General features: G+C 62.2%; 15 protein-coding genes. 11 read left to right on the forward strand and 4 right to left on the reverse strand.

Annotated elements, in window-relative coordinates; genetic code table 11:
• Positions 1-47: 47 nt before the first annotated feature.
• Complete coding sequence (locus tag NMG80_RS31110; RefSeq protein ID WP_077382937.1) at positions 48-1,046, reverse strand: ABC transporter permease; 999 nt, start codon at positions 1,044-1,046, stop codon at positions 48-50.
• 40 nt (positions 1,047-1,086) lie between these two features.
• Positions 1,087-1,827 carry an ATP-binding cassette domain-containing protein gene (locus NMG80_RS31115; protein ID WP_254021668.1) on the reverse strand — a complete coding sequence of 247 codons (741 nt, stop codon included), beginning with the start codon at positions 1,825-1,827 and terminating at the stop codon, positions 1,087-1,089.
• A 427-nt stretch (positions 1,828-2,254) separates the two neighbouring features.
• Between NMG80_RS31115 and NMG80_RS31120 the strand changes: the two genes are divergently transcribed.
• Both NMG80_RS31120 and NMG80_RS31125 read left to right on the forward strand, forming a co-directional pair.
• On the forward strand, positions 2,255-3,244 hold the full coding sequence (locus tag NMG80_RS31120; RefSeq protein WP_254021669.1) for a sugar-binding protein: 990 nt from the start codon (positions 2,255-2,257) through the stop codon (positions 3,242-3,244).
• A 135-nt stretch (positions 3,245-3,379) separates the two neighbouring features.
• Complete coding sequence (locus NMG80_RS31125; protein WP_254021670.1) at positions 3,380-4,195, forward strand: FadR/GntR family transcriptional regulator; 816 nt, start codon at positions 3,380-3,382, stop codon at positions 4,193-4,195.
• 261 nt (positions 4,196-4,456) lie between these two features.
• Here the strand turns inward: NMG80_RS31125 and NMG80_RS31130 are convergent, their stop codons facing one another.
• Positions 4,457-5,395 (reverse strand): NAD(P)-dependent oxidoreductase, encoded by a 939-nt coding sequence (locus tag NMG80_RS31130; RefSeq protein ID WP_254021671.1) that lies wholly within the window; start codon positions 5,393-5,395, stop codon positions 4,457-4,459.
• Between the two features lie 155 nt (positions 5,396-5,550).
• Here NMG80_RS31130 and NMG80_RS31135 point away from each other — a divergent pair, with 155 nt between their 5' ends.
• The 3 genes from NMG80_RS31135 (at position 5,551) to NMG80_RS31145 (ending at position 7,636) form a co-directional block, all read left to right on the forward strand.
• Complete coding sequence (locus NMG80_RS31135) at positions 5,551-6,447, forward strand: NAD-dependent epimerase/dehydratase family protein (protein WP_254021672.1); 897 nt, start codon at positions 5,551-5,553, stop codon at positions 6,445-6,447.
• 102 nt (positions 6,448-6,549) lie between these two features.
• A complete protein-coding gene (locus tag NMG80_RS31140; RefSeq protein ID WP_254021673.1) occupies positions 6,550-7,326 on the forward strand; it encodes a FadR/GntR family transcriptional regulator in 777 nt (258 codons plus the stop codon).
• Positions 7,327-7,384: 58 nt separating this feature from the next.
• The gene (locus NMG80_RS31145; protein WP_254021674.1) at positions 7,385-7,636 is read left to right on the forward strand and encodes a hypothetical protein; all 252 of its coding nucleotides are present in this window, start codon (positions 7,385-7,387) and stop codon (positions 7,634-7,636) included.
• 456 nt (positions 7,637-8,092) lie between these two features.
• Here the strand turns inward: NMG80_RS31145 and NMG80_RS31150 are convergent, their stop codons facing one another.
• Entirely contained in the window at positions 8,093-8,380 is a 288-nt protein-coding gene (locus tag NMG80_RS31150; RefSeq protein WP_254021675.1) for a DUF3175 domain-containing protein, read from the reverse strand.
• Positions 8,381-8,619: 239 nt separating this feature from the next.
• Here NMG80_RS31150 and NMG80_RS31155 point away from each other — a divergent pair, with 239 nt between their 5' ends.
• From NMG80_RS31155 to NMG80_RS31180, 6 genes are all read left to right on the forward strand, one after another.
• A complete protein-coding gene (locus tag NMG80_RS31155) occupies positions 8,620-9,792 on the forward strand; it encodes an MFS transporter (RefSeq protein WP_254021965.1) in 1,173 nt (390 codons plus the stop codon).
• A 149-nt stretch (positions 9,793-9,941) separates the two neighbouring features.
• Positions 9,942-10,265 carry an ArsR/SmtB family transcription factor gene (locus NMG80_RS31160; protein WP_254021676.1) on the forward strand — a complete coding sequence of 108 codons (324 nt, stop codon included), beginning with the start codon at positions 9,942-9,944 and terminating at the stop codon, positions 10,263-10,265.
• Positions 10,262-10,672, forward strand: a complete 411-nt coding sequence (locus NMG80_RS31165) for an SRPBCC family protein (RefSeq protein ID WP_254021677.1) — start codon at positions 10,262-10,264, stop codon at positions 10,670-10,672. The genes NMG80_RS31160 and NMG80_RS31165 overlap by 4 nt, the downstream gene beginning before the upstream one ends.
• A 125-nt stretch (positions 10,673-10,797) precedes the next feature.
• Positions 10,798-11,019 (forward strand): hypothetical protein, encoded by a 222-nt coding sequence (locus tag NMG80_RS31170; RefSeq protein WP_254021678.1) that lies wholly within the window; start codon positions 10,798-10,800, stop codon positions 11,017-11,019.
• 243 nt (positions 11,020-11,262) lie between these two features.
• Positions 11,263-12,291 (forward strand): HTH-type transcriptional regulator GntR, encoded by a 1,029-nt coding sequence (gene gntR / locus NMG80_RS31175; RefSeq protein WP_254021679.1) that lies wholly within the window; start codon positions 11,263-11,265, stop codon positions 12,289-12,291.
• 295 nt (positions 12,292-12,586) lie between these two features.
• Positions 12,587-13,711: a sugar ABC transporter substrate-binding protein gene (locus tag NMG80_RS31180; protein ID WP_254021680.1), complete on the forward strand. Its 1,125-nt coding sequence runs from the start codon at positions 12,587-12,589 to the stop codon at positions 13,709-13,711.
• Positions 13,712-13,735: the final 24 nt, after the last annotated feature.

Here is a 13,735-nt window from a genome sequence, read left to right on the forward strand (position 1 = left end):
CAGACTGAGCGATAGGAAGCGAACGAATAGCGCGCGTGACCTGCGGCCTATTCGTTGCGCCTGAAATTGCGGAGCCGGTCGAACAGGACCGCCATCAGAATGGCGCCGCCGATGAACACCCCCTGCCAGAAGGCGTTGATGCCGAGCAGGCCAAGGCTGTTGCGGATCACTTCGATCAGCGCCGCGCCGACGACGGCGCCAAAGGCCGTGCCCATGCCGCCGGCCAGGTTGGCGCCCCCGATGACGGTGGCGGCGATGACCTGAAGCTCCATGCCGTTGCCGAGATTGGTGGTGACGGCGCCCAGCCAGCCGGTCTGGATAATGCCGGCAAGACCCGCTGCGAGCGCCGAGATCATGTAGACCGCGACCTTGATCTGGCGCACCGGAACGCCGGTCAGCGTCGCCGCATGCTCGTTGCCGCCGATGGCGAAGATGTGCCGGCCGAATTTCGTCCAGCGCAGTACGAAGCCGGTGATCAGCGCCAGCACGATCATGTAGAGCACCGGATTGGCGATGCCGAACACAAAGGCGCCGCCGCCCAGCGCCAGAAGCTTGTCGTGGTCGGGCCCGAACTGGAAGACGACGGTGTTGTTGGAGGCAACCATGGCCAGGCTGCGCGCGATCGATAGCATGCCGAGCGTCACCACGAAGGGCGGAAAACCGAGATAGGCGATCAGGATCCCGTTGAAGGCGCCGATGATCAGCGCCGTCGCGATCGCAGCGGCAATGCCGATCTCGATGCCGTAGCCGGCATGCATGGTCACGGCGAGCACCATCGAACACAGGCAAAGCACCGAGCCGACCGACAGGTCGATGCCGCCGGTGATGATGACGAAGGTCATGCCGAGCGCGACGATGGCAACGAAGGTGATGTTGCGGGTGATGTTGTAGAGGTTCTTCGTCGTGGCGAATGAATCCGTGGCGACGGACAGGAACAGGCAGGCGAGGATGACCGCGATCACCACCCAGAAGGTCTGGCTGGCAAACACCCTGGTCAGCAAAGTGTGCTGTTTCTGCGCGATCGTCTGGTCAAGAGTTACTGCCATCGTCGACCTTTATCTGCTTGCGTGGTGAAACCAGCTGGTATCAAACCTGTTCGATGGCGCCGGTGATGAGCCCGGTGACTTCCTCGGGCGAACTCGACGCGATCGTCTTGTCGGCGACCTTGCGGCCGCGTCGCATGACGATGACGCGGTCGGCAACGTCAAATACGTCGGGCATACGGTGGCTGATCAGCACGACTGCAATGCCCTGGTCGCGCAGATGGCGGATCAGGTTCAGCACCTCGGCGACCTGCCGGACCGAGATCGCCGCCGTCGGCTCGTCCATCAGCACGATCTTGGCCTGCGAAAGCATGGTGCGGGCGATCGCCACCGCCTGGCGCTGGCCGCCCGACATCTGCTTGACCAGATCGCGCGGGCGGGTTTCGGATTTCAGCACGGCAAAAATCTGGCCGGCGCGCTTGTACATCGCGGCGTAGTCGAGGATGCGAAACGGCCCGACGCCGCGGCGCAACTCGCGGCCGAGATAGACATTGGCGGCGGCCGTCAGATTGTTGCACAACGCCAGATCCTGATGGACGATCTCGATGCCGTGCTGGCGCGCCTCCACCGGCTTGTGCAGGATCAGCTCCTTGCCGTCCATCTGCATCGTGCCATGGCTCGGGCGGAAGTTGCCGGCGATCATCTTGACCAGCGTCGACTTGCCGGCGCCGTTGTCGCCCATCAGGCCGACCACCTGTCCGGCCTCGATCGTCAGCGAAACGTCGTTGACCGCCTGGATGGCGCCGAAATGTTTCGAGATGTTGGCGAGTTCGAGAACCGACACCAGACTGCTTCCTCCCCGTGCTTCCGGCTGCAGTTCTGCCGCGGCCTCGCTCTTCCCAGCTCCTCCCGAGAACAGCGCTTTCGCCCATTTACGCACATGCCCCCTTGCCGTCAACAGCGGCTTCTTTCGAAAAATCCGTTTTGTAGGACAAATAGCAATTGACGTTGGTCGCAAGCCGATATTAGCTAAGCGTCGGAGGAGATTATGCCGATCTCCTGTTACGGTGCGCCGGGCGGAATCGGCGGAGGTTTATCGGTCGAGGAACTGGCAGCGTCCGTATTCGCGCTGGTCTGCGGCCGCATCTGGAAATGCTTATCGGCCCGGCTTGGCGACACGAGCGCTCGCGAAACGAACCTCTGTCATCGCGCATCCGGGCTGGTCTGTGTGGCGGGCACGCCGTGTCCGTCTGTTTCAAGGGAGGACTGAAATGAGGAAATCACTATTGCTCGCTGCCGTCGCGATGTTGGCATTGGGCGCCGGGCCGGCCATGGCCAAGAAACAGCTCGTCATCGTGGTTAAGGGGCTCGATAATCCGTTCTTCGAGGCTATCAACCAGGGTTGCCAGAAATGGAACTCGGAAAACGCCAACTCGGAATATGAATGCTTCTACACCGGTCCGGCGTCGACCTCGGACGAGGCGGGCGAAGCTCAGATCGTCCAGGACATGCTGAGCAAGCCGGACACGGTGGCGATGGCCATTTCGCCGTCCAACGCGCCGCTGATCGCGCAGACGATCAAAAGCGCCAATCCGTCGATCCCGATCATGACGCTCGACGCCGATCTCAGCAAGGAAGATGCGGCGCTGCGCAAGACCTATCTCGGCACCGACAACTACCTGATGGGCTACAAGATCGGTGAGTACATCAAGAAGGCCAAGCCGGAGGGTGGCAAGATCTGCACCATCCAAGGCAATCCGGCGGCCGACAACATCCTGCGCCGCGCCCAGGGCATGCGCGACGCGCTTACAGGTCAGAAGGATCTCCCGGCGCTCGCCGGCGAGGGCGGCTGGACCGAGGTCGCCGGCTGCCCGGTGTTCACCAATGACGACGGTGCAAAGGGCGTGCAGGCGATGACCGATATCCTCGCCGCCAATCCCGATCTCGACGCCTTCGGCATCATGGGCGGCTGGCCGCTGTTCGGCGCACCGCAGCCCTATCGCGACCTGTTCAAGCCGATGGCCGACAAGATCGCCAAGAACGAGTTCGTCATCGGCGCTGCCGATACGATCGGTGAGGAAGTGGCCATCGCCAAGGAAGGCCTGGTGACCGCGCTGGTCGGCCAGCGGCCGTTCGAGATGGGCTACAAGGCGCCCTCGGTGATGATCGACCTGATCGAAGGCAAGCCCGTCGCCGATCCGGTCTTCACCGGTCTCGACGAGTGCACCAAGGATACGGCCGACACCTGCATCCAGAAGTAGGATCGCAGTTTTCGGGGCGCCCGATCGACGGGCGCCCCGTCACCCCGGTTCACGAAAACCTACGAGGTGAGATTGCTGGGGCGAACCGCTCCTGCTTTGCCGCGCCTTGAGTTCCGCCTGTGCCGGAGATCATAGATGTCGGACGCAAGATCAAGAAAGCCACTTAGCACGGTCAAGCCACGGGCCACGGTCAAGGAACGGGGCAAGGTCAAGGCACAGGCTGCCCGTCCGTCCGGCGCCCGCCGTGCCGACGCGGCGCTGATCCCCGGATCGAGCGTGCATGCGTCGCTGGCCAACGAGATCGGGCTCAGGATCGTGCGCGGCGACTATCCGCCGGGAACCATCCTGCCCAACGAGGCCAAATGGTCCGAGACTTTCGACGTCAGCCGCTCGGCGGTTCGCGAAGCGATCAAGATGCTGATGGCCAAGAGCCTGCTGGCCTCACGCCCCAAGATCGGCAGCTGGGTCGAGCCGAAAGAGCGCTGGAACCTGCTCGACCGTGACGTGCTCGCCTGGTACGCGACGGCGCCCGATCGCGAAATGTTCCTGCGCACCGTCCAGGAATTCCGTCACATCATCGAGCCGGAAGCCAGCGCCTTTGCCGCGATCCGGCGCACAGACGAGCAGATGGCCGAAATCAGCCTGGCCTGCCGGGAGATGGGCGAGGCGGCGACGCTGCCGGAGCGCACCCGCGCCGATACGCGTTTTCACCTGGCCATCCTGCGGGCGTCGGGCAACGACCTGCTGGTGCCGCTCGGCGTGCTGATCGAATCGGCGCTCGATCATCTCTTCGTTTTCGTCACGCGCGAAACCAGCGACCAGCCTCGGGCGCAGGCGCTGCATGAGGCGATCGAAAAGAATATCCGTCTCAGGCGCCCGGCGGCTGCAAGGAATGCCGTGCACAGGCTGCTCGCCAACACCGACGAGGTTATCGGGCGGTCGCGACGGTGATTTGCCACCGCAAAGTCGGCGCCGCCCCTCATCCGGCTGCCACCTTCTCCCCGTATAGTGACGGGGAGAAGGGGCTGGCCGCGATCTTGGCACACCTTCTTGCAACGCAGGTAGTTGCTTGCAACGCAGGTAGTTGGCGAAATCACCAGCGAAAGCGTCCTTCTCCCCGTCACTATACGGGGAAGAAGTGCCCGGCAAGGCGATGAGGGGCAGCGCCGACCTTGATCGAAAAATAGTGCGCCGAGCGTATTGCCCAAGCTCTCAAATCGTCTGTTTCTTCCCATCCTTCGTCGGCGTCAAATCGACGCCGTTGACCTTGCCAATATGCGTGGCCAGCATCGGCACATATTGATCGGCGGGCCCAGCGGCGAATGCGCCGGCGAAGGCGTTCTTGGTGGCATTGCCCAGCGGGTTGGCGATGCCGGCGGCACCGGCCATCGATTCGAGATAGGTGAGGTCCTTGAAGGCGTTGGCGATGGTGAATTTGTGCGCGTCGCGGTCGCCTTCCAGCGTCCAGCGCATAAAAGTCTGGTAGAAGCCGCAATCCATGCGGCCGTTGCGGATGACGCTGTCGAAACGCGGCGGCGAGATGCCGACCTTCTCAGCCAGCGCCAGCGCCTCGGAATAGATTGCCGCATAGCCCAGCGAGATGAAATTGTTGAGCAGCTTCATACGGTGGCCGTCGCCGGTGTCGCCGATATGGACGATACGTCCGGCCCAGGTGTTGAGCACCGGCTTCAGCCGGGCAAAGGCCGCGTCGGATGCACCGACCATGGCGTCGAGCGTGCCTTCCCAAGCCTCCTTCGGGGTGCGGCTGAGCGGGGCATCGACATAGTCGACGCCGAGCGCCTTGAGTTCGGCGGCAAGCGCCACCGTCGAGGTCGGGTCGGAGGTCGAGCAATCAACGACCACCGAACCCTTCTTCAAGCCTTCCTTGAGGCCGCCCGGCCCGCGGATGATAGCCTCGACCTCGCGCGAGCCGGTGACGCAGATGAAGACGATATCGGATGCCACTGCCACCTCACGCGAAGTCGCGGCTTCCTTCGCACCGCGGCCGAGCAGGTCTTGCGCCGGCGCGCGGTTCTTGCGGCCGAGAAACGTCAGGAAGTAGCCCTTGTCTACGATGTTTTTCGCGATTCCGTGACCCATCAAGCCAAGTCCGATGAAGCCGATCTTTTCGCTCGCGGAAGTCGTATTCATGACGTGTCGTCCTGTGTTGCTGATATCGATGACGGCGCTGCACTTTGGCAGCCGAATTGTTGAGGCGGGTTTTTGCCGCAGGCGGTTGGCAGGCGATTGCGGAATGCCATATTGTCTGACAATACACATGAATTCCAGAAAATGTGGAGAGCAAAATGACGAAACGGATCATGTTCACCGGCGGCAGCGGCAAGGCCGGGCGTCATGTCGTGCAGTATCTGGTCGAGCAGGGCTGCCAGGTGCTCAACATCGACACCAAGCCGCTCGACAACCCCAAGGTGCGCACCTTGATCACCGACATCACCGATAGCGGGCAGGTGTTCAATGCGCTGTCGAGCTATATGGGCCTGCATGAATTCGACCCGTCGCTGCGCACGCAGCCGGTCGACGCCGTGGTGCATTTCGCGGCGATCCCGCGCATCATGATCACGCCCGACAACGAGGTGTTCCGCATCAACGCGCTCGGCACCTACAATGTCATCGAGGCGGCGGTGAAGCTCGGCATCCGCAAGGTGGTGATCGCCTCCAGCGAGACCACCTATGGGCTGGTCTTCGCCAACGAGCCGCGCGACCCGACATATTTCCCGCTCGACGAGGACTACGACGTCGATCCAATGGACAGCTATGCGCTGTCGAAGATCGTCAATGAGAAGACGGCGCGCGCCTTCGCGCTGCGCAGCGGCATCGACATCTACGCCTTGCGCATCGGCAACGTCATCGAGCCGCATGAATATTCGCTGTTCCCGAAATGGTTCGCCGACCCGGGTTTCCGCAAGCGGATCGCCTGGAGCTATATCGACGGGCGCGACCTCGGCCAGATCACGCTGCGCGCCATCGAGAAGGACGGGCTCGGCTATCAGGTGTTCAACGCCGCCAATGACGACACCTCCTCCGACCTGCCTACGGCTGAACTCTTGAAGCGGTTTTATCCCGGCGTGCCGGTCAAGGTTGAGCTCGGCGAATACGAGACGCTGCTCTCGAACCGCAAGGCGCGGGATATGCTCGGGTTCCGCCCGGAACACAGCTGGCGGAAATACGTCAAAACGACATGAAGGGGTCGCTGTATCCTGGCTGATCTGTGCACAGAAGCAGGCTTTGCAGCCCGAGGCTTTTCCGGTGCTTGACAGCTTTCGGAATCCGGACTTTGTGAACGCATGCGGGACGGCAAGCCGAATAAGGGAAAAACACCGGCCAAGGCGGCGTCCGCCGAGCGCCCGGCTGTCGTTCGCCGTGCCGATACGGCACGTATGCCTGGGGCGAGCGTGCATGCGTCGCTAGCCAACGAAATCGGTCTCAGGATCGTGCGCGGCGACTATCCGCCGGGAACCATCCTGCCCAACGAGGCCAAATGGTCGGAGACTTTCGACGTCAGCCGCTCGGCGGTGCGCGAAGCGATAAAAATGCTGATGGCTAAGAGCCTTTTGGCGTCGCGTCCAAAGATCGGCAGCTGGGTCGAGCCGAAAGAGCGCTGGAACCTGCTCGACCGCGACGTGCTGGCCTGGTACGCGACGGCGCCCGATCGCGAAGTGTTCCTCAGAACCGTGCAAGAGTTCCGCCACATCATCGAGCCGGAAGCGACCGCCTTTGCCGCCATGCGGCGCACAGACGAGCAGATGGCCGAAATCAGCCGGGCCTGCCGGGAGATGGGCGCGGCGACGACGCTGCAGGAGCGCACACGCGCCGACACGCGTTTTCATCTGGCGATCCTGCGCGCCTCCGGCAACGACCTCCTGGTGCCGCTCGGCGTGCTGATCGAATCGGCGTTCGATCATCTGTTCGCCTATACGACGCGGGAACTGGACGATTTGCAGCACGCGCAGAAGCTGCACGAGGCGATCGAAAAGAACATCCGCCTGCAGCGGCCGGATGCGGCACGCAACGCGGTGCGCAAGCTGTTGGCCAATACAGACAGCGTCATCAAATCACGCTGATAAATCGCGCCGGACCACTGCAGCGCTTCATCTCGGTCTTACTCCGCCGTTCGCAATTTTGCCGTTCGCAATCTCGCCGTTCGCACCATTGGCGGCCTTCGGCAACATTGGGCAGCAGAGCCAAGCTGCCGGCGATTTTGTCGTCAAGATCGGCCATCGCGGCCATCGTCATGGCCACCGTTGGCACAAGCGTTTCGGCTTCTACGACTACTATCCCGTCTATGATTATCCCGGCTATAGCTGCTGGACCAAGAAGAAGATTTTCACCAAGCATGGCATTTTCTGGAAGAAGATCTGGATTTGCGACTGAATTTTAGCCTGGACACCCACCGAGGCCCGGCCAATTGCTGCCGGGCCTCTTTTTGGATTTGGCTGCCGTAGGCCCCCATGCCTTCGTCATCCTGGGGCGGAGCAAGGAGCGAAGCGACCCGGCGGGGTCCATGCCGTTTCCTCGAGCGCTGCGATGCAGAACCTTTGATCGTGGAGGGACAGCGCCCCCCTCTGTCCTGCCCTCTTTGCCAAGACTCGGCATCTCCCCCACAAGGAGGGAGATTTGCCTTCATCACTGATTTCGCCAACCACCAACCTTGCAAAATGGACGCGGTCCGCGAAGCTGCCGATCTCCCCCACGTGGGGGAGATGTCCGGCAGGACAGAGGGGGGCGCGAAGGATCGCTACAGAGCGCTTTTATTCTGAGCCTCAGCATTCCTCGGCTGATGTAACGGAATGGATTCCAGGGTCTGCGCCGCGTAGCTTCGCTCCTTGCTCAGTGTTCTCTCGGGCGCCCAAACGCGGCGCGCAGTTCGTCCTTGGCATCCTCCAGCACTTTCTTCTGCTTGGCCGGCAGGTTCGTGCCGGCGCGGTTGATGTAGAAATTCAGCATCGACATGGCGGACTGGAACGGCTCGGCCTTGCGCCGCTCGCTGTACTCGGCTGATCGCTTCAACGAGGCCGCGATCTTCTTGGGGTCGTCGGATTCGAATATATGCTCCTCGAGGTCCAGCGCATCACTATGCTCGGTGACCTCGCCCGACCATTTCCTTTTCGCGGTCATGACAAACTCCTTCTATCGATAAGTTTGATGAAAAACTCCGGGACGGCGGCCACCGTTCCACTGCAGCTCAAGTTTCTGGAGCCACGGATTTGCGCGATGTGGCGCTGCACGGCGCCGCCAATGTGCCGATAGTGGTGTCAAACCGGTCGACTTGCGCAGAACCGCGGACAGAAAACGCCTTGACCACAACCGTCTCCAGCCAGGCAAGCAGCCCCGGCATCGATAGCGCCTATGCCTGGATGCGGCTCGGCACTTCGGTGCTGCTGGCGACGATCGGCGGCGTCGGCATGTGGGCGGTGGTCGTGGTGCTGCCCGCCGTGCAGGCGGAATTCGGCGTCGATCGCGCGGCCGCGTCGATGCCCTATACCGCGACCATGGTCGGTTTCGCCGCCGGCAATGTGCTGGTCGGCCGCGCCATCGACCGCATGGGCTACTGGATCCCGGCGATCATTGCCTCGGTGGCGCTCGGTACCGGTTTCCTGCTGGCGTCGCTGACCACTTCGATCCTGCAGTTCACTCTTGTCCAGGGACTTTTGATCGGCGTCGGCACGTCGGCGATTTTCGGGCCGCTGATCGCCGACATCTCGCACTGGTTCAGCCGCCGCCGCGGCGTCGCGGTGACGGCTGCCGCCGCCGGCAACTATCTCGCCGGGGCGATCTGGCCGTTGGCGATGCCCTTTGTCATGAAGGCCGAAGGCTGGCGTTTCACCTATGCCGCGATCGGCGTCGTCTGCCTCGCGACCATGGTGCCGCTGATCCTGCTGCTCAGGCGTCGCGCACCACGTGCCGCCGCTCCCGGCTCACCCGGCAGCCGGCCGGTCCAGCCGATCTCACTGTCACCGGCAGCGCTGCAGGTGCTGCTCGTCGTCGCCGGCCTTGGCTGCTGCGTGGCGATGTCGATGCCGCAGGTCCATATCGTCGCGTATTGCATGGACCTCGGCTACGGCGTGGCGCGAGGCGCCGACATGCTGTCGATCATGCTGGCGGCGGGCGTTGTCAGCCGGCTGGCGTCCGGCTTCATTGCCGATCGCATCGGCGGTGTGAAAACCCTGCTGATCGGCTCGGTGCTGCAAGCCCTGTCGCTGTTGTTCTACATCCCGTTCGACGGGCTCGCGTCGCTTTACGTCGTCTCGCTGGTCTTCGGCCTGTCACAGGGCGGCATCGTGCCTTGCTATGCCATCATCGTGCGCGAATACATGCCCGCCAAAGGGGCCGGCCAGCGAGTCGGCATCGTCATGATGGCAACCATCTTCGGCATGGCGATCGGCGGCTGGATGTCGGGCTGGATCTACGATCTGACCGGCTCCTACGCTGCGGCGTTCCTCAACGGCATTGCCTGGAATCTGCTGAATATGGCGGCCATGGTGCTGCTGCTGTGGAAGGCACGGCGCAGCGCCGCGGCGATGGCCTGAGCACTGACCCCGCTGGCCTGCCGCTGGCCAGAGCGACGGAAGAGACAGGGGTAGCCCCCGTGACGCGGAGTTCGGTCCACGCTCCTGCTTGACTTACACATATCTCGGTGGTTATTGGTTTATAAATAGCCAGCGAGTTATCGATTGCGATGCCACAGCCCCACGAGATAATCTTTAAAACGCTTGCCGATCCGACGCGACGGGCCATCTTCGAGCGGCTGTGTCGCGACGGCGACCAAACCGTCGCGGCTCTGACCGCTCGGGCCGGGGTCTCGCAACCGGCCGTGTCAAAACATCTGGGGGTGCTGAAACAGGCCGGGTTGGTGCGCGACCGCCACGAAGGCCGCAACACGCACTACAGCGCGGAGCTCGGCGCCTTGGCGCCGCTGATCGACTGGACAAACCAAATGGCTGGGTTCTGGCAAAGCCGGTTCGACAATCTCGAAGATCTGCTCAAAAGGATGGACCAATGACCAATACTGAGACCGAAACGCGCGCCGTCGTTGTCGAACGGGAGGTCGCTTTTCCGCCGGAAAAGATCTGGCGCGCTCTCACCCAATCACACCTGATCGAGGAGTGGCTGATGAAGAACGATTTCAAGCCAGACGAGGGGCACCGTTTCAATCTGAGCGCGGATTGGGGGACGGTCGACTGTCAGGTCCAGGCAGTCGAGCCCAACAAGACGCTGTCTTACACGTGGGATACCAAGGATCTCAAAAGTGTCGTCACGTGGACGCTCACCCCTACGAGCACAGGGACCCATCTGCGCATGGAGCAGTTGGGCTTCCGGCCGGATCAGCAGCAGTATTATCAGGGTGCCAAATACGGGTGGCAGCGGTTCTTTGCGAACCTGGAGCAGGTCCTGGCGCGGATAGAATAGGCGTGCCGATGCCATAGGCATCTGCGGGCGAAACGCAATGCCAACAGTCGTCCATCAACGAAACAAGGTAGCAAAAAGGCCGCCGCCAAGCGGGTCGTGCGGCTCGTCTTCAGAGGAGGTCCCCAATGAACTGGAACATTTGGATCCGGCAATTCCACCGCTGGCTGTCGATCATTTTTACGGCGGTCGTCGTCGCCATCTTCATCACTTTGGGCGTAGGTGTCGCGCCCGCCTACTGGGTATACCTCATGCCGCTGATCCCGCTCGCCTTGCTCATGCTCAGCGGTCTCTACTTGTTCGCGTTGCCCTATGCCATGAGGTGGCGCAGCGGAGGACGCACGGCGTAGAAGCCTGAGCACGGTGGACTACAAGACGCCGCTCACCACCCAAAGCCGAAATTCAAACTGTGGCGCTAGCCGAGTTCGGGATAGCTGTCCTGGCCCGTTCGCTTGACAATGGGCTAAGGCTGCGCGACGCCAGTCGGGGTGCGCGGCAGCTATAATCTCTGGGTGGCATGGCGAAGTGGCAAAGACGCTGAACAGCATTTCGTGGCCGCGCTTCGGCGAAGGCGCCGCGTGCGGGACAAGGCTATGACCAAACCGCGCTCGCGCCGTGGCGGCGGCCGTCCGACGATCGCCGATGTCGCGCGCAAGGCCGGCGTCGGCGCCATCACCGTCTCCCGCGCCTTGCGCGAGCCGGGGCGCGTTTCGGAGGATCTGCGCCGCCAGATCCAGGCGGCTGTCGATGAGCTCGGCTATCTGCCCGACCCGAATGCGCGAGCGTTGGCATCGGCGCGTGCCGAGGTCTTTGGCGTGCTGGTGCCGTCGCTCACCAACAGCGTCTTTGCCGAAGTGCTGCGCGGCATTTATGACAGTCTGTCGGACAGCTCCTACCGTATCCAGCTCGGCAACACCCATTATTCCGGCCTCGAGGAGGAGCGGCTGCTGCAGGTGTTCGGCCCGCAGCGCCCGGCGGCGCTGATCGTGGCGGGCATCGACCAGACGCCAATTTCGCGAAGACTGCTCGAGACGGCCGGCTGCCCAGTGGTGCAGGTCATGGAAACCGGGCCCGATCCGGTCGACATGATGGTCGGCTTCTCGCATTTCGACGGCGGCAAGGCGGCGACTGAGCACATGATCGAAGCGGGCTATCGCCGCATCGGCTTCATCGGCGCGCGCATGGACCCGCGCTCGCAGCGGCGTCTGGCCGGTTATCGCGCGGCGATGGAGGCAGCTGGCCTGTTCGACGCGCGGCTTGTTACCACCACGCCAGTGCCGTCCAGCGTGACGCTCGGGCGCGGATTGTTTCGCGACGCGCTGGCTAAGATGCCGACGCTGGACGGGGCTTTCTGCAACAATGACGACATCGCGCTCGGCGCTCTGTTCGAGTGCCACCGCGCCTCGATCGCCGTGCCGAAGACGATCGGCATCACAGGCTTCAACGATCTCGACATGATGGAAGTGGCTTTCCCCTCTGTCACTAGCGTCCGGACGCCTCGCTATGAGATCGGCCGGCTGTCAGTCGCCATGGCGCTCGCGGCGATTGCAGGCAAGCGGCCGCAAGAGCCGGTCGTCGATCTCGGCTTCGAACTCAAGCGCCGCGAGAGCACGGCCCGCTGACCTGCCTTCGAGACGCAGTGAAATGACGCTTTACACAACGTCATGGTAGCGCTACCATCCATCTCTGGCAAAGACTCACGGCAATGGGGCTAGTTTGTTTATTATATATAATCGACAGCTAATGCTTGTTTATTATGTATAATATGATAGTTTTTACTGTGGTTGCCGAGCGGCAAGGGAGGAGATCGGGTCGGCATTCGGCCACCTGATAAAGCGCGACGGGCAAGGCGGGAGGTGCCGGGCCGGACGCGCGAGACGCGTGAACAATCAAAAACTGCAACTGGGAGGAATATCGATGTTCAAGTCACTTGTTGGTGGCATCGTTGCCGCCACTGCATTCGTCATGCTGAGTTCGTCGGCGCTCGCCGAGCCAGAAATCGTCGCAGGCCCATCCGCCGAGCCGGAATGCTTCGCGCCATGGGCCGTCGACACGCAGTTCTTCAAATTCCCCAAAAAGGAAGGCCCGTACCGCGTCGCGCTCGCCAATGGCTATATCGCCAACACTTGGCGCATCCAGATGGTGCAGACGGCGAAGGCCTATGCGGCGCAGCCGGATGTCGCAGCCAAACTGAAAGAATTCAAGGTCGTTTCGACCGGCGAAGACGTGCCGGCGCAGATTTCGGCGATCAACAACTTCATCGATTCCGGTTATGACGCGATCGTCGTCAACGCGCAGAATCCAACGGCTTTCGGGCCGGTCATCAAACGCGCCAAGCAAGCCGGGGTCGTGCTGGTCGCCTTCGACAACATTCTCGACACCAAGGACGCCATCAACGTCAATGTCGACCAGAAAGGCCTTGGCGAGTTGTGGGCCAACTGGCTGATCAAGCATATTCCCAATGGCGGCAAGATCCTCGAAGTGCGTGGCGTCGCCGGTACGTCGGTCGACACCGACCGCCACAACGGCATTCATGAGACCCTCGATGCTTCCGGCAAGAAGTGGGAGGTCACCGAAGTCGTTGGCAAATGGGACGATGGCGTGGCGCAAAAGGCTACGGCCGACGCGATCGCCACCAACGGTCCCTTCGATGGCGTCACCGGGCAGGGCGGCGACACCGGCATCGTCCAGGCGATGATCGACGCCAAGCATCCGTTCGTGCCATTCGGCGGCGAAACGGAAAATGGCTTCCGCAAATTCTGCGCCAAGTTTGCCGCAGAGGGGCTGAAGTGCTCGTCGGCCGGAACCGGTCCCGCCCAGGTGGCGGTCGCCATCAAGACGGCGATTGCCGCGCTGGAGGGCCAAGTCGTCCCGCAAGCGGTGAAACTGCCGCTGGCAATCGTCGAGGATCCGAACTTTAAGGAAGGCGAGGACTATTTCCCCGACCAGTCCGACAATTTCTTCGTCGGCAACTCTTTCCCGACCTGCGGCATCAATTTCACCGCGCAGGAAATCATGGGCCAGAGCAAGGAAAACCAATAGACTGATTGACGGCGCCGCGGGATA

Source organism: Mesorhizobium escarrei (genome assembly GCF_935825525.1).
GTDB lineage: Bacteria > Pseudomonadota > Alphaproteobacteria > Rhizobiales > Rhizobiaceae > Mesorhizobium > Mesorhizobium escarrei.

Coding starts and splice junctions, on each gene's coding strand:
- NMG80_RS31165 (WP_254021677.1), top strand. CDS start 10,262: ATGACCAATACTGAGACCGAAACGCGCGCCGTCGTTGTCGAACGGGAG.
- NMG80_RS31110 (WP_077382937.1), bottom strand. CDS start 1,046: ATGGCAGTAACTCTTGACCAGACGATCGCGCAGAAACAGCACACTTTG.
- NMG80_RS31120 (WP_254021669.1), top strand. CDS start 2,255: ATGAGGAAATCACTATTGCTCGCTGCCGTCGCGATGTTGGCATTGGGC.
- NMG80_RS31160 (WP_254021676.1), top strand. CDS start 9,942: ATGCCACAGCCCCACGAGATAATCTTTAAAACGCTTGCCGATCCGACG.
- NMG80_RS31180 (WP_254021680.1), top strand. CDS start 12,587: ATGTTCAAGTCACTTGTTGGTGGCATCGTTGCCGCCACTGCATTCGTC.
- NMG80_RS31135 (WP_254021672.1), top strand. CDS start 5,551: ATGACGAAACGGATCATGTTCACCGGCGGCAGCGGCAAGGCCGGGCGT.
- NMG80_RS31130 (WP_254021671.1), bottom strand. CDS start 5,395: ATGAATACGACTTCCGCGAGCGAAAAGATCGGCTTCATCGGACTTGGC.
- NMG80_RS31150 (WP_254021675.1), bottom strand. CDS start 8,380: ATGACCGCGAAAAGGAAATGGTCGGGCGAGGTCACCGAGCATAGTGAT.
- gntR (WP_254021679.1), top strand. CDS start 11,263: ATGACCAAACCGCGCTCGCGCCGTGGCGGCGGCCGTCCGACGATCGCC.
- NMG80_RS31170 (WP_254021678.1), top strand. CDS start 10,798: ATGAACTGGAACATTTGGATCCGGCAATTCCACCGCTGGCTGTCGATC.
- NMG80_RS31140 (WP_254021673.1), top strand. CDS start 6,550: ATGCGGGACGGCAAGCCGAATAAGGGAAAAACACCGGCCAAGGCGGCG.
- NMG80_RS31155 (WP_254021965.1), top strand. CDS start 8,620: ATGCGGCTCGGCACTTCGGTGCTGCTGGCGACGATCGGCGGCGTCGGC.
- NMG80_RS31125 (WP_254021670.1), top strand. CDS start 3,380: ATGTCGGACGCAAGATCAAGAAAGCCACTTAGCACGGTCAAGCCACGG.